Origin of the sequence: Methylomarinovum caldicuralii (assembly GCF_033126985.1) — a bacterium.
Taxonomy (GTDB): domain Bacteria; phylum Pseudomonadota; class Gammaproteobacteria; order Methylococcales; family Methylothermaceae; genus Methylohalobius; species Methylohalobius caldicuralii.
In genome coordinates this window covers 488,133-510,775 of sequence record NZ_AP024714.1, presented here as the reverse complement: position 1 = coordinate 510,775, position 22,643 = coordinate 488,133, and the positions used below count along the sequence as shown (strand labels likewise).

At 59.3% G+C, this 22,643-nt stretch carries 22 protein-coding genes and 1 pseudogene; 18 read left to right on the top strand and 5 right to left on the bottom strand.

What is annotated here, in order from left to right; genetic code table 11:
* Genes rseP through cobO form a run of 5 tightly spaced genes read left to right on the top strand, consistent with a single transcriptional unit; the run spans window position 1 to window position 3,069 of the window.
* Window positions 1–1,362, top strand: a complete 1,362-nt coding sequence (rseP, locus tag MCIT9_RS02680) for an RIP metalloprotease RseP (RefSeq protein WP_317705886.1) — start codon at window positions 1–3, stop codon at window positions 1,360–1,362.
* Window positions 1,363–1,369: 7 nt separating this feature from the next.
* On the top strand, window positions 1,370–2,080 hold the full coding sequence (locus tag MCIT9_RS02675; protein WP_317705885.1) for a DsbC family protein: 711 nt from the start codon (window positions 1,370–1,372) through the stop codon (window positions 2,078–2,080).
* On the top strand, window positions 2,077–2,334 hold the full coding sequence (locus MCIT9_RS02670; RefSeq protein WP_317705884.1) for a DUF4160 domain-containing protein: 258 nt from the start codon (window positions 2,077–2,079) through the stop codon (window positions 2,332–2,334). Before MCIT9_RS02675 ends, MCIT9_RS02670 begins: the two co-directional genes overlap by 4 nt.
* A complete protein-coding gene (locus MCIT9_RS02665) occupies window positions 2,273–2,536 on the top strand; it encodes a DUF2442 domain-containing protein (RefSeq protein WP_317705883.1) in 264 nt (87 codons plus the stop codon). The genes MCIT9_RS02670 and MCIT9_RS02665 overlap by 62 nt, the downstream gene beginning before the upstream one ends.
* The gene (gene cobO / locus MCIT9_RS02660; protein WP_317705882.1) at window positions 2,533–3,069 is read left to right on the top strand and encodes a cob(I)yrinic acid a,c-diamide adenosyltransferase; all 537 of its coding nucleotides are present in this window, start codon (window positions 2,533–2,535) and stop codon (window positions 3,067–3,069) included. The genes MCIT9_RS02665 and cobO overlap by 4 nt, the downstream gene beginning before the upstream one ends.
* Window positions 3,070–3,112: 43 nt before the next feature.
* Here the strand turns inward: cobO and MCIT9_RS02655 are convergent, their stop codons facing one another.
* Together MCIT9_RS02655 and MCIT9_RS02650 are read right to left on the bottom strand one after the other, a co-directional pair.
* Entirely contained in the window at window positions 3,113–4,624 is a 1,512-nt protein-coding gene (locus MCIT9_RS02655) for a methyl-accepting chemotaxis protein (RefSeq protein WP_317705881.1), read from the bottom strand.
* Between the two features lie 11 nt (window positions 4,625–4,635).
* Window positions 4,636–5,163 carry a PAS domain-containing protein gene (locus MCIT9_RS02650; RefSeq protein WP_317705880.1) on the bottom strand — a complete coding sequence of 176 codons (528 nt, stop codon included), beginning with the start codon at window positions 5,161–5,163 and terminating at the stop codon, window positions 4,636–4,638.
* A 143-nt stretch (window positions 5,164–5,306) separates the two neighbouring features.
* On the opposite strand from MCIT9_RS02650, the gene MCIT9_RS02645 reads away from it, so the two are divergent.
* Window positions 5,307–5,927: a hypothetical protein gene (locus MCIT9_RS02645; RefSeq protein WP_317705879.1), complete on the top strand. Its 621-nt coding sequence runs from the start codon at window positions 5,307–5,309 to the stop codon at window positions 5,925–5,927.
* Window positions 5,928–5,948: 21 nt separating this feature from the next.
* Here the strand turns inward: MCIT9_RS02645 and mutS are convergent, their stop codons facing one another.
* The 3 genes from mutS to MCIT9_RS02630 form a co-directional block, all read right to left on the bottom strand.
* Entirely contained in the window at window positions 5,949–8,525 is a 2,577-nt protein-coding gene (gene mutS / locus MCIT9_RS02640; RefSeq protein WP_317705878.1) for a DNA mismatch repair protein MutS, read from the bottom strand.
* Window positions 8,526–8,550: 25 nt separating this feature from the next.
* Complete coding sequence (locus tag MCIT9_RS02635) at window positions 8,551–9,159, bottom strand: hypothetical protein (RefSeq protein ID WP_317705877.1); 609 nt, start codon at window positions 9,157–9,159, stop codon at window positions 8,551–8,553.
* A gap of 68 nt (window positions 9,160–9,227) precedes the next feature.
* Window positions 9,228–9,602: a hypothetical protein gene (locus MCIT9_RS02630; protein WP_317705876.1), complete on the bottom strand. Its 375-nt coding sequence runs from the start codon at window positions 9,600–9,602 to the stop codon at window positions 9,228–9,230.
* 74 nt (window positions 9,603–9,676) lie between these two features.
* Between MCIT9_RS02630 and MCIT9_RS02625 the strand changes: the two genes are divergently transcribed.
* From MCIT9_RS02625 to MCIT9_RS02570, 12 genes and pseudogenes are all read left to right on the top strand, one after another.
* Complete coding sequence (locus MCIT9_RS02625; protein ID WP_317705875.1) at window positions 9,677–11,455, top strand: tetratricopeptide repeat protein; 1,779 nt, start codon at window positions 9,677–9,679, stop codon at window positions 11,453–11,455.
* Window positions 11,433–12,575: a glycosyltransferase gene (locus tag MCIT9_RS02620; protein ID WP_317705874.1), complete on the top strand. Its 1,143-nt coding sequence runs from the start codon at window positions 11,433–11,435 to the stop codon at window positions 12,573–12,575. The genes MCIT9_RS02625 and MCIT9_RS02620 overlap by 23 nt, the downstream gene beginning before the upstream one ends.
* Window positions 12,576–12,606: 31 nt before the next feature.
* Complete coding sequence (locus tag MCIT9_RS02615) at window positions 12,607–13,362, top strand: glycosyltransferase family 2 protein (RefSeq protein ID WP_317705873.1); 756 nt, start codon at window positions 12,607–12,609, stop codon at window positions 13,360–13,362.
* The gene (locus MCIT9_RS02610) at window positions 13,359–13,700 is read left to right on the top strand and encodes a DUF2304 domain-containing protein (RefSeq protein WP_317705872.1); all 342 of its coding nucleotides are present in this window, start codon (window positions 13,359–13,361) and stop codon (window positions 13,698–13,700) included. The genes MCIT9_RS02615 and MCIT9_RS02610 overlap by 4 nt, the downstream gene beginning before the upstream one ends.
* A 5-nt stretch (window positions 13,701–13,705) precedes the next feature.
* Window positions 13,706–14,500 (top strand): ABC transporter permease, encoded by a 795-nt coding sequence (locus MCIT9_RS02605; protein ID WP_317705871.1) that lies wholly within the window; start codon window positions 13,706–13,708, stop codon window positions 14,498–14,500.
* Between the two features lie 122 nt (window positions 14,501–14,622).
* A pseudogene (locus MCIT9_RS02600) lies at window positions 14,623–14,976 on the top strand (ABC transporter ATP-binding protein); the annotation flags it as partial.
* Window positions 14,977–15,017: 41 nt separating this feature from the next.
* A complete protein-coding gene (locus MCIT9_RS02595) occupies window positions 15,018–16,352 on the top strand; it encodes an IS4 family transposase (protein ID WP_317706686.1) in 1,335 nt (444 codons plus the stop codon).
* 107 nt (window positions 16,353–16,459) lie between these two features.
* Window positions 16,460–17,212: a Wzt carbohydrate-binding domain-containing protein gene (locus MCIT9_RS02590; protein WP_317705869.1), complete on the top strand. Its 753-nt coding sequence runs from the start codon at window positions 16,460–16,462 to the stop codon at window positions 17,210–17,212.
* Window positions 17,209–19,560 carry an FkbM family methyltransferase gene (locus MCIT9_RS02585; RefSeq protein ID WP_317705868.1) on the top strand — a complete coding sequence of 784 codons (2,352 nt, stop codon included), beginning with the start codon at window positions 17,209–17,211 and terminating at the stop codon, window positions 19,558–19,560. The genes MCIT9_RS02590 and MCIT9_RS02585 overlap by 4 nt, the downstream gene beginning before the upstream one ends.
* Before the next feature lie 22 nt (window positions 19,561–19,582).
* Window positions 19,583–20,359: a hypothetical protein gene (locus tag MCIT9_RS02580; protein ID WP_317705867.1), complete on the top strand. Its 777-nt coding sequence runs from the start codon at window positions 19,583–19,585 to the stop codon at window positions 20,357–20,359.
* Between the two features lie 766 nt (window positions 20,360–21,125).
* Window positions 21,126–21,764 (top strand): hypothetical protein, encoded by a 639-nt coding sequence (locus tag MCIT9_RS02575; RefSeq protein ID WP_317705866.1) that lies wholly within the window; start codon window positions 21,126–21,128, stop codon window positions 21,762–21,764.
* Between the two features lie 2 nt (window positions 21,765–21,766).
* Entirely contained in the window at window positions 21,767–22,639 is an 873-nt protein-coding gene (locus MCIT9_RS02570) for a decaprenyl-phosphate phosphoribosyltransferase (protein WP_317705865.1), read from the top strand.
* The last annotated feature ends 4 nt before the right edge of the window (window positions 22,640–22,643 follow it).

The following is a 22,643-nucleotide window of genomic DNA, read 5'->3' as shown; positions in this document are numbered from 1 at the left end:
ATGGACATCGCCCATAACATTTTCTTCTTCATCGTCGCCATCGGGGTCCTGATCACCTTCCACGAATTCGGCCACTTCTGGGTCGCCCGCCGCATGGGGGTCAAGGTGATCCGCTTCGCCGTGGGCTTCGGCCCCCCGCTGTGGCGCTGGCAACGCGCCCCGGAGGACACTGAGTTCGTCATCTGCGCCCTGCCCCTGGGGGGGTATGTCAAGATGGTGGACGAGCGTGAGGGGGAGGTGAAACCGGAAGACCTCCCCCGCGCCTTCAACCGGCAGCCGCTCGCCAAGCGGGTCGCCATCGTCGCCGCCGGACCCCTGTTCAATCTGCTGCTGGCGGTGATCCTCTACTGGGTGGTGCTGGTGACCGGGGAAACCGGTCTCAAACCCGTCGTGGGCGAGGTGCCCCCCGACACCCTGGCGGCCGCCGCCGGCTTCGAGCCCGGGGACGAGATCATCGCCGTGGAAGGCGAACGCACGCCCACCTGGAGCCTGGTCATCAGCAAGCTGACGGCGGAAATGCTGGAAAAGCGCAGGCTGCGCATCGAGGTGCGCCGTCCCGGTGGCGACCGCGAGATCCGCATCCTGGAGATTCCCGAGGCACTGGCGCAAAACCCCAATGAGCTCGGCGGCAAGCTCGGCCTTACCCCCTGGCAGCCGCCGATTCCGCCGGTCATCGCCACCGTTCAGCCGGGCAGCCCGGCGGATCAGGCCGGCCTCCAGCCGGGGGGCCGGATCGTGGCGGTCGATGGCCGGCCCATCGACGACTGGCGCGAGCTGGTCAAGATCGTGCGCGACAGCCCCGGCAAGCCCTTGACCCTGACGCTCGAGCGTGCCGGTCTGGAGGCCGAGGTCACGGTCATTCCCGAATCGGTGCCGGGGGCGGACGGCAAGCCGCGCGGCAGGATCGGTGCCGGAGTCAGGATCCCCGCTGAAGCCTTCGAGCGTCTCAAGGTCAGCTACCGTCTGGGACCTTTGGAGGCGATTCCGGCCGCCGTCGGCAAGACCTTCGAATACGCCTGGCTGACCCTGAAGATGATCGGCAAGATGCTGGTGGGCCAGGCTTCGGTCAAGAACCTTTCCGGTCCCATCAGCATCGCCCAGTATGCGGGCCAGTCGGCGGCCCTGGGGATGGACGCCTTCCTCAAGTTCATCGCCATCGTCAGCATCAGCCTGGGGGTGTTGAACCTGCTGCCGATTCCGGTGCTCGACGGCGGTCATCTGCTGTTCTACCTGATCGAAGCGGTGCGCGGCCGGCCCCTCTCCGACGAGGCCATGGCGCTGGCCCAGCAGATCGGCATGGCCATTCTGCTGGCGCTGATGACCCTGGCGATCTTCCTCGACATCCAACGCCTATTCCATTGAGGTTGCCATGAAGAAAATCCTCCTGCCCCTGCTTCTGTTGACCGCCACCGCCGGCGCCGAGACCCCACCGGACGCCCTGCGCCAGGCTTTGAGCCGGCAGCTGCCGGGAGCGACCATCGACGCCATCAGGGAAACCCCGGTGCCCGGCCTGTACGAGGTGGTCATTGGCCCGCACATTTATTACGCTTCCGAAGACGGCCGTTATCTCCTGCGCGGCCACCTGATCGATCTCAAGACCCGCACCGACCTGACCGAGGCCAAGCAGGCCAAGGCCCGCCTGAAGGCACTGGAAGCGTTGGGCGAGGACAAGATGATCATCTTCGCCCCCGAGCACCCGAAGCACACCATCAGCGTGTTCACCGACATCGACTGCGGTTACTGCCGCCGTCTCCATTCCCAGATCGATCAGTATCTGGCCAGGGGTATCCGGGTGCGCTACCTGTTCTTCCCCCGCGCCGGCAAGGGATCCCATTCCTACGACAAGGCCATCGCGGTCTGGTGCGCCAAGGACCGCCGCAAGGCGCTGACGGAGGCCAAGCAGGGCAAGGAAATCGAACTGAAGACCTGTGACCATCCGGTGGATCAGCATATGGCGCTGGCCCAGCAGTTCGGCGTCACCGGCACGCCGATGATCGTCACCGAAACCGGCGAGATCCTGCCGGGCTACGTGCCCCCGGACACCCTGGCGCGGCATCTGGAGGAAGCCGGAGGGCAATGACGCCGACAATCCTCCAGGAAGACGGTTATCGCTATTTCTTCTTTTCCCGGGAAGAACCCCGAATGCACGTACATGTGGTGTGTGCCGAGGGAGAAGCCAAATTCTGGCTGGAACCGCAGATCGACTTGGCGAAAAATTACCGCCTATCGCGACGGCAGTTGAAGCATATCGAGCAAGTCATCGAGGCCAACTATGCAACATTCGTCAACGCCTGGAAAACACACTTCAGGAATCGAAGTGACAGGGATCACTGAGCACGGAATCTGGATACTGTTCCATGGCCGGGAGTATTTCCTGGCATACGACGATTTCCCCTGGTTTCGTGATCAGCCGTCGGAGAGGATCTGCCATGTGCAGGAAATAACTCCCGGGCATCTGTACTGGCCCGATCTGGATGTGGATTTGAGCCTGGAAATCATCGAGCATCCGGAGCGTTTCCCCCTGTTGGCAACGTGAAACCCCGTTCCCGCCGTCACGGCCGGGTGCTGGTGCACACCGGCGAGGGCAAGGGCAAATCCTCCAGCGCCTTTGGGGTGGCGTTCCGCGCCGCAGGCTGGGGGATGCAGGTATGCGTGATCCAGTTCATCAAGGGCCGCTGGCAGACCGGCGAACAGCGCGCCGCGGCCTGCTTCGACAACATCGAATGGCACGTCAAGGGCGAGGGATTCACCTGGGACACCAAGAACCCGCAGCGTGACCGGGCCGTCGCCCGGGCGGCCTGGGACTTCGCCCGGGCGAAGATCCTCAGCGAGAAATACGATCTCGTCGTCCTCGACGAGATCAACTACTGCTGCGGTTACGGCTGGATTTCCGGTCGGGAGATCGCCGCCTTCATCCGCACGCGCAAGCCCGCCTGGCTGCATTTGATCCTCACCGGCCGCAGTGCCCCCCCCGAGGTGATCGAGGCGGCCGATACCGTTACCGAGATGCGCCTGGTCAAGCACGCTTATCGGCAGGGGATCGAGGCCGAGCAGGGGATCGAGTTTTGAGGTTCCGCCCGCGTCAGCCCACCCGACCAGCGTTTCAGGCAGCCTATTGGTGCAGGCGTTGTTCCTGCTGTTCGCGGCGGGCGATGGACTCCGCGTTCATCTGATTGAGCACTTCCATCACGCCCAGACTGCTCCTTTCCATCTTCTCCATCGCGGCGGTGATTTCGTCGATGAGGTGCTGGTTGGCTTTCCAGTCCTGGCGGGCCAGTTCCAGCGCCCGGTGGGCTGAGGTATGCACCTCCTCGTGGGGTGCCTCGAGCTTCTTGTAACTCGGCAGGCTGCTGAAACGCTCCTTGCCGACCCCCTCGTAGTACCATTTGCCGAGGCGGCAGGAGTGATCGTCCACGGCGATGGCCTTGCCCTCGTTGACGTTGGTTCCCGGATCGGCAACGGCAAGATAGGCGTTCTGCTTGTAGATGACGTGGTCCACCTTCACCAGGGTGCTGAAAGCGGTTTCCTGGGCATTGGTGGCCTGAACGATGGTGCGGTGCGAGGCCTGTTCGAACTCGCCGAAGCGGATACTGAAAGCCTGCACCAGCGGCTGCATCTGCTCGGCCAGGGAGACCGATTCGCTCGCCTCCCGGGAAATCGCCTCCACGCTGGTGCCGAAGCTCTGCAGGATCTTGGAAATCTCCACCGCCGCCTCTTTGGTGCGGTTGGACAGGGCCTTGACCTCGTCGGCGACGACGGCGAAACCGCGGCCGTATTCGCCGGCGCGGGCGGCCTCGATGGAGGCGTTGAGGGCCAGCAGGCTGGTCTGGTCGGCGATTTCGGTGATGATCGACAGGGAATTGATCACCTGTTTGCTGTTCTCGCTCAGATCGTTGATGATGCGGGCGGCGGAGGCGACCTTGTCAGCGATGTTGCCGACCGCCTCGCGCACCTCGTCCACCCCCGCCTTGCTCTCGGAGGCGGCGGTGGCGTTCTCGTCGGCGATCTTCACCACGTCTTCGAGGATCTGGGTGATCTGGACCATGTCGTTCTGGCACAGTTTGAGGTTGCTGACCAGATTGCCGGTGTTGAGGTCGTGGAGATTGTGGGACAGGCGGGTGGCCAGCTGGTGTTCGTGGTTCTCCTTCATGGTCTCCAGCGCAAGGTTGGCGTACTTCAGACTCTGGCGCAGCCGCCCCGGCAGGCCGTGGCCGAAGGCGCGGCGGTGGAAATCGCCGTTGCCGGCGCGGGTGAACACGGTGGTCATCTCGCGGAAATAGGCCTCGCACAGGTCGAGGAACTCATTCAGCTCCCAGGCTATCTGCCCCACTTCTCCCAGGGCATGGACGTGGGTGATGCGGTGATGGAACTCACCCTGGCGGCAACGCTTCAACACCTGGTGAACCCGGCCGATGGCATCGAGATAGCGGCTGATGGTGCGATGGCCGAACCAGGCGACGGCCGCCATGGCCAGCGGCAGCAGCGCCAGCGACACGTCCCAGCCCCGGCTGAATCCCTGCCAGATCATAAAGGCGAGCGGCAGCAGAACGACGGCGGCACACAGAAGGTTGATCTTGGTCCGCAGAAACGGTTGGTATTGGTAACGTTGGCTTTTGTCGGTCATGACTTTTCCCTTCAACCGTAGAGTTCCAGCGCGAATTTCTCGTAATCGGTGCCCTTGCCGGCAAGCAGGTCCTGCAGATAAGCTTGGGCCTTGGCGATGCCCTGCTTGACGCCGCCGGCGCTTTTTTCGATCCGCAGCATTTCCTGGTAGATGGGCTCAATGGTGCGGATGGCGGAAAGCGGCGGCTGACGCCGCACCGAGTAGTAACCCACCACCCGGCCGCCGTTGTCAATATCCGGGGTAACGTTGGCGAACACCCAGTAGTAGGAGCCGTCCTTGCACAGATTCTTGACGAAGCCGAAGAATTCCTTCTTCTCCTTGAGGGTGTCCCACAGCAGCCGGAACACCGCCCGGGGCATGTCGGGGTGGCGGATGATGTTGTGCTGCACTCCCAAAAGCTCCCGCTCGCTGTAGCCGCAGATTTCCATGAACACTCGGTTGGCGTAGGTGATCTTGCCGCTGGTGTCGGTTTTGCTGACGATGAATTCCTCTTCTCCGAGTTTGATCTCGTGGTTTTTTGGGGTCGGTCGCTCGCGCATCGTGATTGCTCTCCCTCGAAAAGGCGTTTACTGGCAAGTGTAGTCCAAAATCGGCCGCCTGCCGGCGTTGCGTCCGGGCTTTGGGGGGCTTATCCTTGGGGCGTCGATAACGATAAAGACCGAGACCCAAGGAGAACCAATTCATGCGTCACGAGATCCTGTGTTTGGCGGCCCTGCTCGTCGCAGGCTCGCCGTCGATGGCCGCCGAGGGGGAATACCCGGCGGCCAATTTCGAGCCCGAAGTGATCTACCAGGCGGAAACCGCCACCTCCCCAGCTGAGCCTGTTACCGCCACCGATCCCGACTATCCGGCGGCTGCGTTCACACCGCAGGTGATCTATCAGGACCCGGAGCTGATCGAAAAGGTCGGCCCCCAGGCGGTGCCGGAAACCCCGGCGGCGCCGGCGGTATCCGCGCCACCCAAGGACTCCGGGAATCCGGCGGTGCAGCGCGCGCCCCGTCCCCAGGGCACCCCGGGCGACGTTTCCCCGCCTTACACCGCCCTGTTGATCGCCTTGGGGGTCATCGCCCTGGCCTTCTGGTGGTCGCGGCGCGAGGCGGCGCCGGCCGGCGAAGCGGCGGTCGAGGTGGAAGAAGCGCCTGAAGCAGGCGATACGGAAGCGGCCGCCGATCCGGAGGCGGAAGCCGCCGCAGCCGAGGCGGAAGAAGAAGTGATCGAGGAACTGGCCGAGGATGCCGAAGCGCAATTGCGCCATCAGAACCGCCAGCGCGCCAACAAGACCAAGCGCACCCGGCGGCGCTGATCCCCCGGAGCCCGGCGTCCGTCAGGAACGGGCGCCGGCGTGCTGCTCCAGTCTTTCCTTCCATTCGTACAACAGCTGCAGGGCCTGGCGCGGGGTCAGACCGTCCGGGTCGAGCCGCTGCAGCTGCTCGTCGAGCCAGGCGCCCGCCGGCCGGGTGAAAAGATCCAGCTGCGGCGGGGGCGTTTCCGTATTGTCACGCCGGTTTTCCAATTCCACCAGTTTGCGCCGCGCCCGCTCGATCACATCCTGCGGCACCCCGGCCAGGGCCGCCACCTGCAGGCCGTAGCTCTGGCTCGCCGGCCCCTCGCGCACGCTGTGGAGAAACACGATGTGGCCGTCGTATTCGGCTGCCTCCAGGTGGACGTTGACGGCCCCTTCCAGCTGCTCGGTCAGGGCGGTAAGCTCGAAATAATGGGTGGCGAACAGGGTCAGGGCCCGGTTTCTGCCCAGGAGCCTTTCGGCCACCGCCCACGCCAGCGACAGGCCGTCGAAGGTGCTGGTGCCGCGGCCGATCTCGTCCAGCAGCACCAGGCTGTGTTCGGTGGCGTTGTGGAGGATGGTGGCGGTTTCGGTCATCTCCACCATGAAGGTGGACCGCCCTGAGGCCAGGTCGTCGGAAGCGCCGATGCGGGTGAAAATGCGGTCCACCGGGCCAATGACCGCCCGCTCGGCGGGGACGAAGCTGCCGAGGTGGGCCATCAGCACGATGAGGGCGTTCTGGCGCATATATGTGGACTTCCCGCCCATGTTCGGGCCGGTGACGATGTGCAGGCGGCGCTGCGGGTTCAGTTCCAGGTCGTTGGGCACGAAGTTGTCCACCTGGCGTTCCACCACCGGATGTCGGCCGGCCTCGATGCGGATGCCCGGTGTGTCCGTCAGCTGGGGGCGACGCCAGTCACAGGCGACGGCCCGTTCGGCGAGGTTGGCGAGCACGTCCAGCTCCGCCAGCGCCCGGGCGCGGGCCTGGATGGCCGGCACCTGGGGCGCCAGGGTCTGCAGCAGCCGCTCGTACAGGGCCTTTTCCAGCGCCAACGCTTTCTCCCGGGCGCTCAGGACCTTGTCCTCGAAGGCCTTTAGTTCCGGGGTGATGAAGCGTTCGACGTTCTTGAGGGTCTGGCGGCGGACGTAGTCGGCCGGCACCCGCTCGCTCTGGGTGCGGGGAATTTCCAGATAATAGCCGTGGACCTTGTTGTAGCGCAGCTTGAGACTGGCGATACCGGAACGTTCGCGTTCGCGCCGTTCCAGTTCCAGCAACCAGTCGTCGCCGTGCTGGCTCAGGCGCCGCAGTTCGTCCAGCTCGGCATCGTAACCGGGGGCTATGACGCCGCCGTCGCGGATCAGGGCCGGCGGTTCGGCGACGAGGGCCCGTTCCAGCAGCGCCTGAATTTCCGGAAGATCCGCCAACTCAGCCCGCAGATGGCGCAGGCGGGCGGTGTCGGAATCGGCCAGCAATCCGCGCAGGTCCGGCAGGGTCTCCAGGGTCTGGCGGATCAGCGCCAGGTCCCGGGGGCGGGCGGTCCCTAAGGCGATGCGGGAGGCGGCCCGTTCGATGTCGCCGGTCCGGCGCAGCGCCTCGCGCAGGGTCTCGTAGCGCCCGGTTTCGATCAGGGTCTCGACCGCATCCAGACGGGCCTCGATGGCGGCGCGGTCGCGCAGGGGGCGGTGGAGCCAGCGCTTCAGCAAACGCCCGCCGGCGGCGGTGACGGTGGCGTCGAGCACCCCCAGCAGGGTGAACTCGCGTTTGCCCGAGGGGTGCCGGTCCAGTTCCAGGTTGCGGCGGCTGGCGGCGTCCAGGCCGATGGTGTCGGCGCCGCTTTCCACCTGCAGTCCGGTGAGATGCGGCAGGGCGCTGCGCTGGGTTTCCTGCACGTACTGGAGCAGGGCGCCGGCGGCGGCCACCGCCAGCTCCAGCCCTTCGCAGCCGAAGCCGGACAGATCGCGGGTTTTGAACTGCGCCAGCAGCAGGCGACGACTGCCTGCGGGGTCGAAGTGCCACGGCGGGCGGCAGGTGATGCCACTGCGCTCGGCCAGACAGGCAGGCAGGTCCCAGTCCTCCGGCACCAGGATTTCCGCCGGATCGAGACGCTCCAGTTCCGCCGCCAGGGCCGCCTCATTTTCCACCTGCTGCACGGCGAAGCGGGCGCAGCTCAGCTCCAGGTGGGCCAGGCCGAAGCCGGTCCCGGCGGGGGCGACGGCCAGCAGCAGGTTGTCGCGGCGCTCCTCCAGCAGGGCCTCGTCGGTGGCGGTTCCCGGCGTCACCACCCGCACCACCTTGCGCTCTACCGGTCCCTTCGATTTGGCCGGATCGCCGATCTGTTCGCAGATCGCCGCCGACTCGCCCAGTTTCAGCAGGCGGGCCAGGTAGTTCTCCAGGGCGTGATAGGGAATCCCGGCCATCGGCACCCGCTGGCCGCCGGATTCGCCCCGGGAGGTGAGGGTCAGGTCCAGCAGCCGGGCGGCCTTGACCGCGTCGTCGAAAAACAGCTCGTAGAAATCTCCCATGCGGTACAGCAGCAGGGTGTCGGGGTACTCCGCCTTGAGGCGGAGGTACTGCTGCACCATGGGGGTGTGGTGTTCGAGGGGAAGGGTCGGGGTCATGCGCGCGGGCGGCGAAAATAACTGCTCACTGCGGCCATACCCGCCACAACAGCAACACGATGGCGCCGAACTGGCTCAGCCAGAACAGGAAACTCCATTTCAACCAGGCCGTGTGACTGTTGGCGATGTCCACCTTCAGCTCTGCGCGTACCTGCTCGATTGCCTTGACGAGACGCAACTCGGTTTCCTTCATTTCGGAGCGGATCGTCTCCATTTCCAAGCGCACCTGTTCGATTTCCTTGAGGAGACGCAGCTCGGTTTCCTTCATCTCGGAGCGGATCGTCTCCATTTTCAAGCGCACCTGTTCGATTTCCTTGAGCAGACGCAGCTCGGTTTCCCTCAGTTCAGAGCGGATGGCCTCCGTTTCCGAGCGTACCTGTTCGATCTCCTTGACGAGGCGCAGCTCGGTTTCCTTCAGCTCGGAGCGGATGGTTTCCGTTTCCAAGCGCACCTGTTCAATCTCCCTTACGAGGCGCAGCTCGGTTTCCCCTAGATTGGTACGGGTGGCCATGTCTCCAAGATGGGGATAACGCTCCTCCAGCGCCTCGAAAGCCTCGGCGATGATCCTGGCCCGCGCCTCGTCGTTGGGAGCGGTGCGGAGTCTGTCATACAGGTCGAGAACGGATGAGCTCATCGGTCACGGCTCCTGTCTGGCCGGGCACAAAACCGCAAGTCTGGCATTCCATTTAGCGGGAGGAGAGCTCAGGAATCGCCGGTGAACCGTACCGGTTTGCGTCCGGCCAAATGGTCAGGCGTGATGACGTAGGTGCCGCCCATGGTGGTCTGCCAGATCTCCCGGGCGACCCGCTCATCCCCGCCGGTGAAGGCCCAGGCCAGCCCGCCGGTCAATGCCCCCAGCCCGGCGAAGGTAAGCTTGAACGCCCCATAGACCGGTGTGACCAGGAAGCTGGCAAAGCCGGCAAGGAGCTCGGTGGCGACGTTGGTGTCGTGGCGGGCTGCCTGCTGGTGGGCGGCCGGGGGTGATGCCAGTGGGTAAGTCCGCGCAGGATAAATGGACTCGTCCGCTTGCGCGAACAGGGGGAGGAGCAGACAGAAAGCAACGATGAGATGTTTCATAGGACCGGCTCAAGATTTGTTAACCTAGATGTACCATTCTACCTTGCTTTTCGATTTAACAAGATTTGTGGGCGATGAACCAGCAGTATCATTTCCGCTCGCCGGTGGCGCAGCTCGCTGTAATCGCTTTGGCCGTCGCGGCGGCCTATGGCCATACCCTGGATGTGCCTTTTTACCTGGATGATTATCTGACTATCGAAACCAATGGGGCGTTGCGTACCTGGGATTGGCATGACTGGTCGCGCTTCAGCCCCAGGCGCATCGTGGCGACGGCCACCTTCGCGTTGGATCATCATCTTCATGGCTTGAACCCGGCCGGGTATCACATCACCAATATCATCATTCACGGGCTGGTCTCGTGGCTGGTTTGGGCGCTCGTGCGCGCTCTCCTGAGAACGCCGGCGCTGCGGGATCGGTGTCCGTCGGACTTCGGGATTTGGCTGCCATGGGTGACGGCCCTGGTTTTTGCATTGCATCCGCTTCAGACCCAGGCGGTGACCTATCTCACCCAGCGTATGGCTTCCCTGGCAGCGCTCTGGTACCTGGCCTCGGTGTGGGCCTACCTGGAGGCCCGGCTGGCCAGCGGCAGGGTCCGCCAGGGGCTCTGGATGGCCTTTGCTGTCGTCACCGCCGGACTGGCTTTTCACACCAAGGAGAACACCGTCACCCTCCCGTTGATCTGGCTATGGCTGGAGATCGTCTTTTTCAAGAGCCGTTGGGCGGGGATGGTCATGGTTTGCTGTTTGACGATCGGGCTGGGCCTGCTGGCCGCCATGAGCTGGGTGGATCATCCCTGGCTGCGCTGGCTCGATCATATGACCCGGGAAACCCTTTGGTTCGGCCGCGGCGATTATCTGGCGGCACAGATGAAAGTGCTGTGGTGGTACGTGCGCCTGTTTTTCTGGCCGGTCGGGCTACGTTTCGATTATGCTCTGCACCAGCCGCCCGCTTGGGAGGATGCGGGGGTCATCGTCGCAGCGCTGGGGCACATCGGTGTTCTGGGGGCGGCATTGGGGTATCTCAGGCGCTATCCTGTACCGGCCTTTTCGGTATTGTTCTATTACACGGCGCAGGTGATCGAATCCTCAGTTATTCCTATTCGGGACCTGGTTTTCGAGCACCGGACCTATCTGCCCAATTTCGGTCTGGCATTGCTGACGGCCTGGATACTGGTCGTCGGGCTGCCTGAGCGTCTGCCTGCGGCAAGGCGCTGGCAACCTGCCCTGGCGCTGTTGCTCGTGTGTGTGCTTGGCTGGACCACCTGGCAGCGGAATCAGTTGTGGCGTGATCCCATTGCTTTCTGGCGAGAGAATGCAGCGCTGACGCCGGAAGGCTATCGGCCGCTGACGGAACTGGGTTACGTCTATTTCCATGCTGGTCGTGAGGCAGATGCGAAACAGGTGGCGGCACAGTTGGTGACTTTGCTGGACCACAAGGGCTGGCAGCCGGGACAGGAGAACCTGACCTGGAGTGAAGTGCTCAACATCGCCCTGGCTTATTCTCTGGTGGGCCGGCATGAGGATGCCGCCCGGGTGGCCCGTCATTATCTCGACAGTTTCCCGGTAGCCCGGGCCCAGGGGATGTTCCATTTGCTGTTGGGTGATGCGGCGATGGTACAGAAGGATTTTTCAAAGGCTGAGCGTCATTACCGTCGGTCTCTGAAATATTTGCCGGAGAACCTGGATGCCTGGTTGTCGCTGGGAGAAGCGCTCGGCGCCCAGGGCCGCTTGGTCGAGGCGCGGGATGTTTTCCGCACCATTCTGAAGCACTGGCCCGGTCAGGCCCGCGCCCGCCGCAAACTGGCCCTTGCGGAATATCTGCTGCAACGCCGTGCGGGTTCTCCATCTCGGTAAGTACTATCCCCCCTTCGCCGGGGGCATGGAGCAGTTCCTCGGTGACCTGCTGCCGGCATTGCAGCGGGAGGGTATCGAGCCGGCGGCTCTAGTGCACGCCCATAACGAGGCAGAACGGCGGGAAAAGCCATTCCCGCTCTGGCGAGTGCCCAGTTGGGGCAGACTGCTGTATGCTCCGGTCAGTCCCGCCTATCCCCAGTGGCTGGCGAAGATGATCCAAAGCTTTCATCCCGACCTGCTCCACATCCATCTACCCAACCCCTCGGCTTTCTGGACTTTGGCCCTGCCGGCGGTCAGGCGTATTCCCTGGATCATTCACTGGCACGCCGATGTGGTGGCCTCTGAGATCGATACCAGACTGGCCCTGGCCTATAGACTGTACCGTCCCTTGGAACAGGCATTGTTGCGTCACAGCGCCAAAATCATTACCACCTCGCCGCCTTACCGGGATTCCAGCGAGCCGCTGAAAACCTGGCGGGCCAAAACCGAGGTCGTGCCGCTGGGGATCGATCCGGGCCGCCTGCCGCCACCCGATGCCGCCGACCTGGCCTGGGCTGAAGCGCAATGGCAGTCGGGCATACTGCGGGCGCTGTGCCTCGGCCGTCTGACCTATTACAAAGGCCACCGGGTTTTACTGGAGGCTGTGGCGCGGTGCAAGGACATCCACCTGATCTGTGTCGGTGGCGGAGAACTGCTGGAGGAACTGGAACACCAAATCAGGCAAAGATCACTGCAGGATCGGGTGCGGCTGGCGGGACAACTGCCGGAGCGGCAACGCAACGCCCTCCTGGCCAGTTGCGATGTCCTAGTATTGCCCTCGGTGGAACGCACCGAGGCCTTCGGCCTGGTACTGCTGGAGGCAATGGCCTACGGCAAGCCAGTAATCGCCACCCGGGTGCCGGGATCCGGCATGGGGTGGGTGGTGGAAAATGGGGAGACCGGCCTGCTGGTGAAACCGGACGATGCGGCGGCATTGGCACAGGCGTTTGATACTGTGAGAGAATATCCGGGCAGGAGGGGGCAAATGGGGGAAGCGGGCAGAGCACGGCTGGAGCAGCGATTCCACATCCGCGCCTGCGCCCGGCACCTCGCCCGGATCTACCAAACGATCCGTGGCTGATTGCAACAGCACCATAAACCTAAGGTAAATTATGCGATTGACGCCCGAGCAGGTGGCAACCATCCGGCGTGTTGTCCGGGAGACCGCCGCCAACCGGCATCTGGCGGTGGTCATGCCCGCCCGGGACGAGGCGGCTGTCATCGCCGGAGTGATCGCCTCGGTCAGTCGTCATCTGCCCGGAAGCCCGGTGATCGTGGTCGATGATGCCAGCGCCGATGGCACCGCCGCAGTGGCGGAACAGGCCGGCGCTGTGGTGCTGCGCCTGCCGGTTCCCCTGGGGGCCTGGGGGGCGATCCAGACCGGGATGCGCTACGCCCTCAAGCAGGGCTTCGACGCCGTGGTGACCATGGACGCCGACGGCCAGCACCTGGCGGAGGAAATTCCCAAGTTGTTGAAAATCCGAGATCAGGATGGAGCCGATGTGGTCATCGGTGCTTATCCCGAGCGCGGCAGCCGGGCGCGGCGTCTGGCCTGGAGCCTGTTCCGCCGGCTGAGCGGCTTTTCCCTCGCCGACCTGACTTCGGGATTCAGAATTTACAGCCGCCGGGCCTTGTGGCTGCTGGCCTCTCCCCGGGCCACCTTGTTAGAATACCAAGACTTGGGCGTACTCATCCTAATGCGGTCCAGCGGCTTGAAAATCGTCGAAACGGCAGTAATCATGCGCCCCCGGCTGGCGGGCAAGTCACGGGTGTTCAGCAGCTGGTGGCGGGTGGCACTGTACATGGCCCAGACTGTGCTGCTGCTGCTTGCCTGCGCCCATCATCGCCGCAGATTCAAATCCGGATGACCTATCAACTGACCTCCGCCCTGCTGGGGTTCACCCTGGCTGTCGTGATCCTGTGGCTGATCTACAAGGACCATATGCACACCCGCCACGCCTTCTGGTGGATGGCGGTCGCCGTGACCGTGTTCGTGCTTGGTTTCTTTCCCAATCTCGTCGATTGGCTCGGCCTGCGGCTGGGCGTCGCCTATCCCCCGGTGCTGGCCCTGGTCGCCGCCATCGGCGTGTTGCTGGTCAAGCTGCTGCTCATGGACATCGAAAACTCGCGCCAGGAACGGGCTCTGCGGCGGCTGATCCAGCGTATGGCCCTGTTGGAGGCGGAATTGAAAAGGTCCAGAGAGTAGGAATCATGAAGCAAATGCTACTGGCGTTGTGGCGCTTTCGCCATTTCGTGCTTGCCTCGATCAAGAGTGACCTCAAAGGCCGTTATGCCCGATCCCGACTCGGGGCGCTCTGGTTCATCCTGAACCCATTGGCTCAGGCGGCCATTTTCGCTTTGATTCTTTCCGAAGTGCTCGGGGCGAGACTGCCTGGCGTGGAAAGCAAATCCGCCTATGCGGTTTATTTGATGGCGGGGACGGCCGCATGGGGTTTGTTCAGCGAAATCGTCACCCGCAGCACCAACATTTTCATCGAATACGCCAACGTGATGAAAAAGATCACGTTTCCGCGGATCTGTCTGCCGGTGATCGTCGGCGGCAGCGCCTTGCTCAACCATGTGTTGCTGCTGCTGGCGATCTTCGTCGTGTTTGTTTTTTTCGGTCACCTGCCGGGAAAAGCGGTTCTGGTGCTGCCGCTGGGTATCGTGCTGATCACCCTGTTCGCCTTCGGGCTTGGTGTGTTGTTGGGGATTTTCAATGTCTTCAATCGGGATGTTTCCCAGGTATTGAATGTGGCCCTGCAGATCTGGTTCTGGCTGACTCCCATCGTCTATCCGGCCGAAGTGGTCCCCAAGCACATGCAATGGGCGCTACAGGTCAATCCCATGGCTCCTCTGGTCAGGCTTTACCAGCAGGCCATGCTGTATGGCCAGTGGCCGGAATGGTCCACCCTGTTCGTGCCCGCACTCTTTGCCTTGGGCTTTGGTTTGCTGACGCTCGTTGTCTTCATTCGTGCCAATGCGGATCTTGTGGATGCCTTATGACACGAACCGTTCTGTCAGTCGAAAGATTGGGTAAGTGTTACGTTTCCTATCCTTCCAACCTGCACCGCTTCGCTGAATGGTTCGGATTGCGGATGAAGCACCGCAACGAGTACTGGGCAGTTCGGGATGCCAGCTTTTCCCTCAAGTCAGGCGAGGCGCTGGCTCTCATTGGTCAGAACGGGGCCGGGAAAAGCACCTTGCTCAAACTCATCACCGGCACCGTCCGTCCCACCACCGGCCGAGTCCATGTCGCTGGCCGTATCAGCGCCATGCTGGAGTTGGGGCTCGGCTTCAATCCGGAATTCACCGGTCGCCAGAACGTGTATCTGGCCGGTGGGCTGATGGGGTTTTCCGTGCGGGAACTCGACGAACTTATGCCCGCTATTGAAGAATTCGCCGAATTGGGAGAATTTTTCGACCAGCCGCTTAGGGTCACCCTATTACCCACATCTCTCGCCCCTGTAGTAAGATATTGATTTCTTTGGATAGGCGTTGACATGAGCTGGGCTGAACAAGAATTTTTTCCCTGGCGCTGGGCGATGCCCGCCTGAACCGGCGGCTGTGCCGGGTGATAGAAGCGATGGCAAACGATCCGATGGCGAGCGTTCCCAACGTTTGCGGGGGTGGCTGGGCGGAGACCAAGGCGGCCTACCGGCTGCTGGACAATGCCAGGCTGGATTTTCGGGAGGTGTTGCGGGCCCACAGTGTGCCGACCCTGGAACGGATCCGGCAGCAGTCGCGGGTGCTGTGCCTGCAGGACACCACCGAGCTGGATTATTCCGGGCGGCCGTCGATGGCGGGGTTGGGAAGGCTGAATTACGAGCAGCGTCAGGGGTTGTACCTGCATCCGACACTGGTGATCAGTGAGGCGGGCGTGGCCCTGGGGGTGACCGACTGCTGGCACTGGGCGCGTTTGCCCAAGGGGGAGCCGGACCTGGCCGAAAGCCTGCGTTGGGTGGAAGGTTATGAGCGGGTGGCCGAGATGGCCGCCCTGGCGCCCGAGACCCGGCTGGTGTATGTCGCCGACCGCGAAGGTGACCTTCGGGCCCTGATCGACCGGGCCGAACAGCTGGGCTTTGCCGCCGATTACCTGATCCGGGTGCAGCACGACCGTAAGCTCAACGACCCTCTCGATGGCAAACTGCGGGCCGCGGTCGAAGCCCAGCCGGTGTTGGGGACGATCGCCTTTGACCTGCCGGCCGGCGGCAACCGCCCGGCCCGGCAGGTCACACAAACAATCCGGCTCGCCCGGGTCGAACTGAAGACCCGCAGCGGCCCGGGTCCCCAAGTCACCGTCATCCTGGCCCGGGAAGAGGCGCCCCCCGAAGGCCAGGAAGCGGTCGAATGGTGCCTGATCACCAACGAAAAGATCACCACCCTGGAACAGGCCAGAGCGCGCATCGAATGGTACCGCAAACGCTGGTGGATCGAGGTCTACTTCCGCATCCTCAAAAGCGGCTGCCGCATCGAAGCCCTGCAACTTCGCACCCGGGAACGCCTGGAACGGGCCCTGGTGCTGTATCTGATCGTCGCCTGGCGCATCCTGATGCTGATGACGCTCGGGCGGGAACATCCCGAGTGGTGCTGTGAAGTGGTGTTCTCTGTCGAAGAATGGCAGACCGCCTGGGCCATCCACCATCGCACCCCGCCGCCCGCGACGCCGCCGGATTTGGGCACCATCGTCCGCATCGTGGCCGGCTTTGGCGGCTGGCTGGGGCGCAAGAACGATCCCCCGCCCGGTCCCAAAGCCCTGTGGCAGGGCATGACCAAACTGAGCGCCTACGTGGAGGCCGTGACCGCCATCCGGGCGGCCGAGATCAAGTTCCCTCAGAGAAAACGGATAAGACATTGATTCCTATGAGAAGGGGGAAGATACGGGTAATAGGGTGGCTTAGGGTCTACTCCAGCGGCATGCAGGCAAGGCTGGCATTTTCCCTGGCGACATGTGTGAGGCCGGAGGTGCTCATTGTCGATGAGGTGTTGTCGGTGGGGGATAGCTATTTTCAACATAAAAGTTTTGACCGCATTCGTAGATTCAAGGAGGAAGGCACCACTATTCTTTTTGTCTCTCATGGGATGGAGACGGTTAAGGAAATTTGCAATCGAGTGATTTTGCTTGATAAAGGTCAAGTACTCAAAGATGGCCTGCCGGATGAGGTGGTGGATTATTACAACGCGCTCATTGCAGAGAGGGAAAATGCGAAACTCACCATCGAGCAGCGTCGGGAGAGAGGGGGGTGGTTATTAACCCGTTCGGGAACGGGGGAAGTTCGGGTTGCTAGATTATCCCTTGTGGATGCTGAAACCGGGGAAGAGGTCGCCACTGCCCGCGTCCGCCAGACGCTGTGCCTGATTGCTGAAGTCGAAATCGTAGAGCCCATTCCCAAGTTGGTGCTCGGTTACATGCTGCGTGACAAGCTTGGCCATGTGGTGTGGGGGACCAACACTTGGCACACGCGGCAGGTCTTGGAAGGCCTCAAACCCGGAGACCGGGTGATCTACCGGTTGCCCTTCACCTGCACCCTGGGACCTGGATCTTATTCGTTTTCCCCAGCATTGGTCAGCACTGACACCCATCTGGTCAACAACTACGAATGGACCGATAATGCCTTGGTGTTCGATGTGATTAACACGAATTATCCCTTCTTCATTGGATCGAGCTGGCTCGATGCGCAGTTCCAAATCTCCATTCAGGAAAAGGTGACCACATGAGCGGCATCATCTCCCATGCCCAGAATTTTGAAGATGTCATCCTCTGGCGGGCGTTGCAACAGGTGGAAAAAGGGTTTTATATCGACGTCGGTGCCCAGCATCCGGTGGTGGATTCGGTCAGTCTGACTTTTTATGAGCGGGGCTGGCGTGGCATCCATGTGGAGCCTTGCCCATACTATGCTGAACTACTACGCCGGGAACGGCCGGATGAGACTGTGATCGAAGCTGCTGTCTCCAATAGCAAGGGAACGCTGGCTTTCTATGAAATCCCCGATACCGGCCTGAGCACTGCTAATCCTGCGATCGCCGAGCGTCATCGGGCGGCGGGCCACCAAGTGCGTGAGACGGTGGTCCCAACTCTGACATTGGCAGACATCTTCGAGTTAGTCGCTGGTCGAGAAATCCACTGGCTGAAGATTGACGTCGAGGGTTGGGAAAAACAGGTTTTGGAAAGCTGGGGAAGTGCCGAGACGCGTCCATGGATCGTGGTGGTCGAGAGTACCTTGCCACTTAGCCAGGTGGAAACTCATCAGTATTTTGAGGAACAGTTGATCCAAAGGGGCTACAGGTTTGTCTATTTCGACGGTCTGAACCGGTTTTATATCCATGAAAGTTATAGGGAATTGCAACGGCACTTTGAGGCCCCGCCTAATATTTTTGATGATTTCCAATTGGCCCACACCACTCCGTATTGTGGTCTGTTACGGACTGAGAACGATGAGCTTGCCACACGGTTGGAACTGGCGCAGATGGACTGCCAGGCTCTGACCAAAGAGCTGCAGAATATCCGGCAGGCGTTGGCCGAAGAGCAGGCCAATAACCATCGGCTGACCGCTGAACTGGATGCAGCCAATGCCCAAGCCGAGCAAGCTCGCCAAGAGGCGCATTCATTCCGGGAAGAGCTAGGAAAGGCCCAATCCCGTCTCCAATGGCTCGAAGCCGAATGGCAGGCGGCCAAAGCCCGGATTGAAAAGCTGACGGGCGAGCTGGCGCTGTCTAAGGAGAGCTGCCGCACGCTGACTGAGGAACTGCAAAGTACCCGGCAGGCGCTGGCAGAAGAGCAAACGCGGCTTGCCGAAATCCAAGCCCACAACCACCGGCTTGAGGCCGAGCTGAATGCGGCCAAGACCAGAATCGAAGAACTCAACGGCCATGCTCACCACTGGCACGTGATTACGCAGGAGCGGGAGAAACAATTGGCCGCGATGTATGCCAGCTGGTCTTGGAAGGTGACCGCCCCGCTTCGGTTCGGCTACGATGTCGCCCGCTGGACGGTCCGGCAAATCGGAAAAGCCATCAGGCTGGGCTTTGCAGCGCTGCTCTGGCTTTTCCTGCTTCCATTTAAGACCCTCAAGGCTGTATTACTCTCGCCGCTGCTTTTGGCCATGCGCCGGGTGCTGGGTAACCCCGTGCTTGCCGATCGGATCAATCGGAAGCTTTTGCGTATTCCCTGGCTGCACAGAAAACTGAGAGTACTGGCTGTTCGTTATGGGCTAATTGAACCGACTTTTCCGGATTCCACTGAAAAGCCATCTCTGAAATCGCCAGATTCACCTGCTTCCAACCCGCTCTTGTCGGATGACTTTATTCCCATCAGTTTAAGAGATATGACTATTCATTTCCACAAAGGTCCTCTTGCTGATCAAAGAGGGATAGGCAGGGTATCCAGGGAAATCTTGGATCTGTTACGGAAAAAAGAAATTGAGTACAGAGATTCAAGCGGAAATTGTGGTGATTCTTCGAATAAAAATGTGTATTTTTATTCATCCATTCATTGGTGTCCTGAAAATTTGCCGCAGCCTTCAGTTGTCATGATCCATGATGTGATACCTTTGTTGTTTCCCGGCAGATTTCCAGAGTCTGTTGTGGATGAGTGGAAGACTCGTTACAAGAATGTTGCGCAGCAGGCGAAAGAGATAGTAACGGTAAGCAAGACCAGTGCAATGGATATTGCGCGGCTGTTGAATATTGATCAAGGTAAAATTCATGTTATTTATAATGGTGTGAGAAAGCTTCCAGTGGCTGAATCTGTTGATATAGACATCCCTGATAAGCCGTATATTGTGTATCTTGGTTCATACGACCACCACAAAAATATAGATATTATTTTTCGGTCACTTGGAGATCCCAGGATTTCAGATGTCAATATGATCATGATCGGGGATAATCTTGGAAGCAAGAGAATCGTGGCGAAATTGGGTTTATATGATAGAGTTCATTTTCTGGGGAGACAGCCAGATGAAATTGTCGCGTATGTGATTAAAAACGCACTGGCACTTGTATTTCCAAGCTTATATGAAGGATTTGGGTTGCCACCTATGGAAGCTGCACTTTTGGGAAACACCTAGTGTTTGCAGCAGAAGACCGGCGATGACCGAGTTATTAAAAGATGCTTGTTTGTTTGCGGACCCCGGTCTGCCGGTAGAGTGGGCAGATGCTGTTTGTAAATTGAAGGATAGCAATATCAGAGAAGTGCTTTCCCATAATGCGGCAAAACTCGTAAATCATAAAATATACGTGGGGGAGAGTGGTGGAACAATTAATCGCTGTATTAAGCACTCCGAAAAATTCTATGACATCAGGTGTGCATTAATGTTGGTGATGGCAATGATCAATATTAAAGAAAGTGATTCCATGTCATTGGTTCAGAGGGTTAGTTTTTGTGTCATGCCGCTGTTATTGATTGCTTTTTATGCGTTGACATCGATTTTTTATTATGAGAAGCGGGCTTTTTCTTTTGATGAGCCTCATTATTTGCTGGCGGCGCAATCAATTGCCAGGGATTTTGATTTTGATTTAAAAAACAATTACAACAAGGAAAGTTATAAAAACATATATTCTGGTATACTTGATCCGCATATATCGCCAAATTCACAAGGAAAGCATTGGTATTCAATTCATGGATATGGGTTGCCGGTGCTTTTGGCTCCTGGATATATTGCTGGGGAGGCGTTGGCGCCTTATGTAGGTGGCCTTAGGCGAGGTTTGGATATAGGTGTAGGTATCATTTTGATTACGCTTACGCTGTTTTCTTTTTTGCTTCTGTCCGATTCCGTGGATGCTGAGCTTTTTCTTTTGCGTGTCTGTGTTTTTATGTTATTTCTGGTGAAACCCTGTTTTGGTGTTTACCAAGTTTATTGCTGTTGAGGTTGTGGCATTTTTTTTTGTGTCTTTGCTTATATGGGCCTCCGTTAGGGAGAAGGTTTCACTATTGTGGGTCTGTTTAGTGTTTCTGATTGCAGGTGCCATATTGTGGGTTCATGTTAAATTTTTAATTTTATCAGTTGGTTGTTTGTTAGTTTATGTGCTTGTTAACCGTTCAAGGCTGAGTGGTGCCAAGATAATTCTGGGATCTGTTGTGTACCTGTTGTTTTTGCTGGGGCTTCTTTGCTTTAACTATATGCATTATGGTCATTTTCCTTTGATGCCCAATACCCCTCTGGGGCGCTTTCGCCGACATATTTGGTCCAGGGAATCATAGGTGTTCTTTTTGATGGGCATACCGGCATATTTTTTTGTGCTCCAATATATGGCGTAATGCTTGCTTACCTGTTCCGTCGCCTGAGGCTTGATAGAATCAATTTTATCCTGTTGCTCATTGTAGTAATAGCCGGCTTCCCATTGATGCTTGTTTCCAGTATGCATGTTCTCAAGTTAGAGGTGGCCGATATTTCGTATGATTTTATCCGTTCTTGGTTTATAGATGCTGGCGAGGTACCTATGTGGTTTCAAACTCCGGTGTCAAGGTTCTTTTACCCCATGATTCCTGTGGGTATTTTGTTTATGGCGCACAATTCCAGGCATATTTGGTGTGGTAATGTTGCCAGGGCGCTTGTAATTGCATTTTACATCATCACGTTTGGGCTGTCTTTATGGCAGGTCTGCAGTGTTCCTCATACTTTATTCAGGCCAAATGCAAATTTTGAAGGATTTGCCCCTGTTTATGGGGCGCTTTTCAGGCAGTATGTATGGGTTGTTTCCGAATTTATTGAGTTTCAAGTACCCAGTTGAGAACATTGCTCTTGCATTGCTGTGGTTGTTTTTATTGTTGGCAATGTTTTCACTTGCGTTTAAAGGTATCAAGTTGTCTCTTGCATTGCTGGCTTTGTGTGTTCCACTGGGCTTGCTTGGTCACGAAAAGGCTAAGGCTTATGATGTTGTCACCATAACGCCGGTTCAGATGTTTTCCGGTCTTTCATCTGATTACTTGGACAGCGATCATGTTCGTGTTTTTAAATTGGGTATGCCATTTTCGGGTGATATGCTGTACGGGCCTTATGTATATATTCCTTTTGGTCGCTATTGTATGAAAATGAATATGGATGTTGATGCTTCGTTTCAGCAATTGAAGTGGTATATATCGGATGCTTTCATCTATAAGGTGTATCAAATGGAAGAGATATTTAATTCTGAGCTGCATGGTGATTTCAATCCGTCTTTATGTTTCTTTAATGATGCGCCTCACTATCCAAAAGAGGTAAAGTTATATGGGAAAGGGTTTGTCGGCGAGATCAGGCTGAAAGACATTGTTTTTTTAAGGACAGCTCTGTAAGAATGTATTTTTATATATTGAGATTGATCCGCCCTCACCAATGGATCAAGAACGGTTTCGTCTTCATTGGTGTGCTGTTTGCCAAGCACTGGGATGTGGAAACCCTGACCCTTGCCGGGCTGGCCTTTTTGGCCTTCTGTGCGGTCTCCAGTGCCGTCTATGTCGTCAACGACATTCTCGATGTCGAGGCCGACCGCCAACATCCCGTCAAGAAGAACCGGCCCCTGGCCCGGGGCAGCATCTCCCTAACCACTGCTTGGCTGCTGGCCAGCCTGCTGTTTGCCCTCTCCTTGGCCATTGCCTGGCAGGTCACTGAATGGGTACTGGGTTTCATCGTTGCCTACGCCCTGCTCAACCTGGCCTATTCCTGGCGTTTGAAACACATTGCCGTGCTCGATGTCTTCATCATCGCCACCGGCTTCATGCTGCGGATTCTGGCCGGTACTGTGGGGCTTGGCATTCCGCCCTCCTCCTGGCTGCTGCTGTGCGGTCTGATGTTGACCTTGTTTCTGGGTTTTGCCAAGCGGCGGGCGGAGCTTTTGGCCATCGAGGATCTGCCCGGGGACCGGGCCATGACCCGGCGGGTGCTGGACGACTACACCCCGGCCACGATCGAGCAGTTCATGGCCATCAGCGCCGCCTGCGCCATTCTGGCCTACAGCCTTTACACCGTCAGCCCGGAGACCGTTTCCCGTCACGGCACCCCGAACCTGATCTATACCGTTCCCTTCGTGATCTACGGCATCCTGCGTTACATCCTGATCCTGCATACCCGGGACGCCGGCCATGACACCGCCCGCGACCTGTATTCCGATCCCCATATTCTCCTTACCGTCACCGGCTGGGCGGTGACCACGGTGTCGTTGCTGCTATGAAGCG

What these genes read in the sequence shown, in the direction of transcription:
- rseP (WP_317705886.1), top strand. Translation starts at nt 1, where the DNA reads ATGGACATCGCCCATAACATTTTCTTCTTCATCGTCGCCATCGGGGTC.
- MCIT9_RS02675 (WP_317705885.1), top strand. Translation starts at nt 1,370, where the DNA reads ATGAAGAAAATCCTCCTGCCCCTGCTTCTGTTGACCGCCACCGCCGGC.
- MCIT9_RS02670 (WP_317705884.1), top strand. Translation starts at nt 2,077, where the DNA reads ATGACGCCGACAATCCTCCAGGAAGACGGTTATCGCTATTTCTTCTTT.
- MCIT9_RS02665 (WP_317705883.1), top strand. Translation starts at nt 2,273, where the DNA reads ATGCAACATTCGTCAACGCCTGGAAAACACACTTCAGGAATCGAAGTG.
- MCIT9_RS02655 (WP_317705881.1), bottom strand. Translation starts at nt 4,624, where the DNA reads ATGACCGACAAAAGCCAACGTTACCAATACCAACCGTTTCTGCGGACC.
- MCIT9_RS02650 (WP_317705880.1), bottom strand. Translation starts at nt 5,163, where the DNA reads ATGCGCGAGCGACCGACCCCAAAAAACCACGAGATCAAACTCGGAGAA.
- MCIT9_RS02645 (WP_317705879.1), top strand. Translation starts at nt 5,307, where the DNA reads ATGCGTCACGAGATCCTGTGTTTGGCGGCCCTGCTCGTCGCAGGCTCG.
- mutS (WP_317705878.1), bottom strand. Translation starts at nt 8,525, where the DNA reads ATGACCCCGACCCTTCCCCTCGAACACCACACCCCCATGGTGCAGCAG.
- MCIT9_RS02635 (WP_317705877.1), bottom strand. Translation starts at nt 9,159, where the DNA reads ATGAGCTCATCCGTTCTCGACCTGTATGACAGACTCCGCACCGCTCCC.
- MCIT9_RS02630 (WP_317705876.1), bottom strand. Translation starts at nt 9,602, where the DNA reads ATGAAACATCTCATCGTTGCTTTCTGTCTGCTCCTCCCCCTGTTCGCG.
- MCIT9_RS02625 (WP_317705875.1), top strand. Translation starts at nt 9,677, where the DNA reads ATGAACCAGCAGTATCATTTCCGCTCGCCGGTGGCGCAGCTCGCTGTA.
- MCIT9_RS02615 (WP_317705873.1), top strand. Translation starts at nt 12,607, where the DNA reads ATGCGATTGACGCCCGAGCAGGTGGCAACCATCCGGCGTGTTGTCCGG.
- MCIT9_RS02610 (WP_317705872.1), top strand. Translation starts at nt 13,359, where the DNA reads ATGACCTATCAACTGACCTCCGCCCTGCTGGGGTTCACCCTGGCTGTC.
- MCIT9_RS02605 (WP_317705871.1), top strand. Translation starts at nt 13,706, where the DNA reads ATGAAGCAAATGCTACTGGCGTTGTGGCGCTTTCGCCATTTCGTGCTT.
- MCIT9_RS02585 (WP_317705868.1), top strand. Translation starts at nt 17,209, where the DNA reads ATGAGCGGCATCATCTCCCATGCCCAGAATTTTGAAGATGTCATCCTC.
- MCIT9_RS02580 (WP_317705867.1), top strand. Translation starts at nt 19,583, where the DNA reads ATGACCGAGTTATTAAAAGATGCTTGTTTGTTTGCGGACCCCGGTCTG.
- MCIT9_RS02575 (WP_317705866.1), top strand. Translation starts at nt 21,126, where the DNA reads ATGCAAATTTTGAAGGATTTGCCCCTGTTTATGGGGCGCTTTTCAGGC.
- MCIT9_RS02570 (WP_317705865.1), top strand. Translation starts at nt 21,767, where the DNA reads ATGTATTTTTATATATTGAGATTGATCCGCCCTCACCAATGGATCAAG.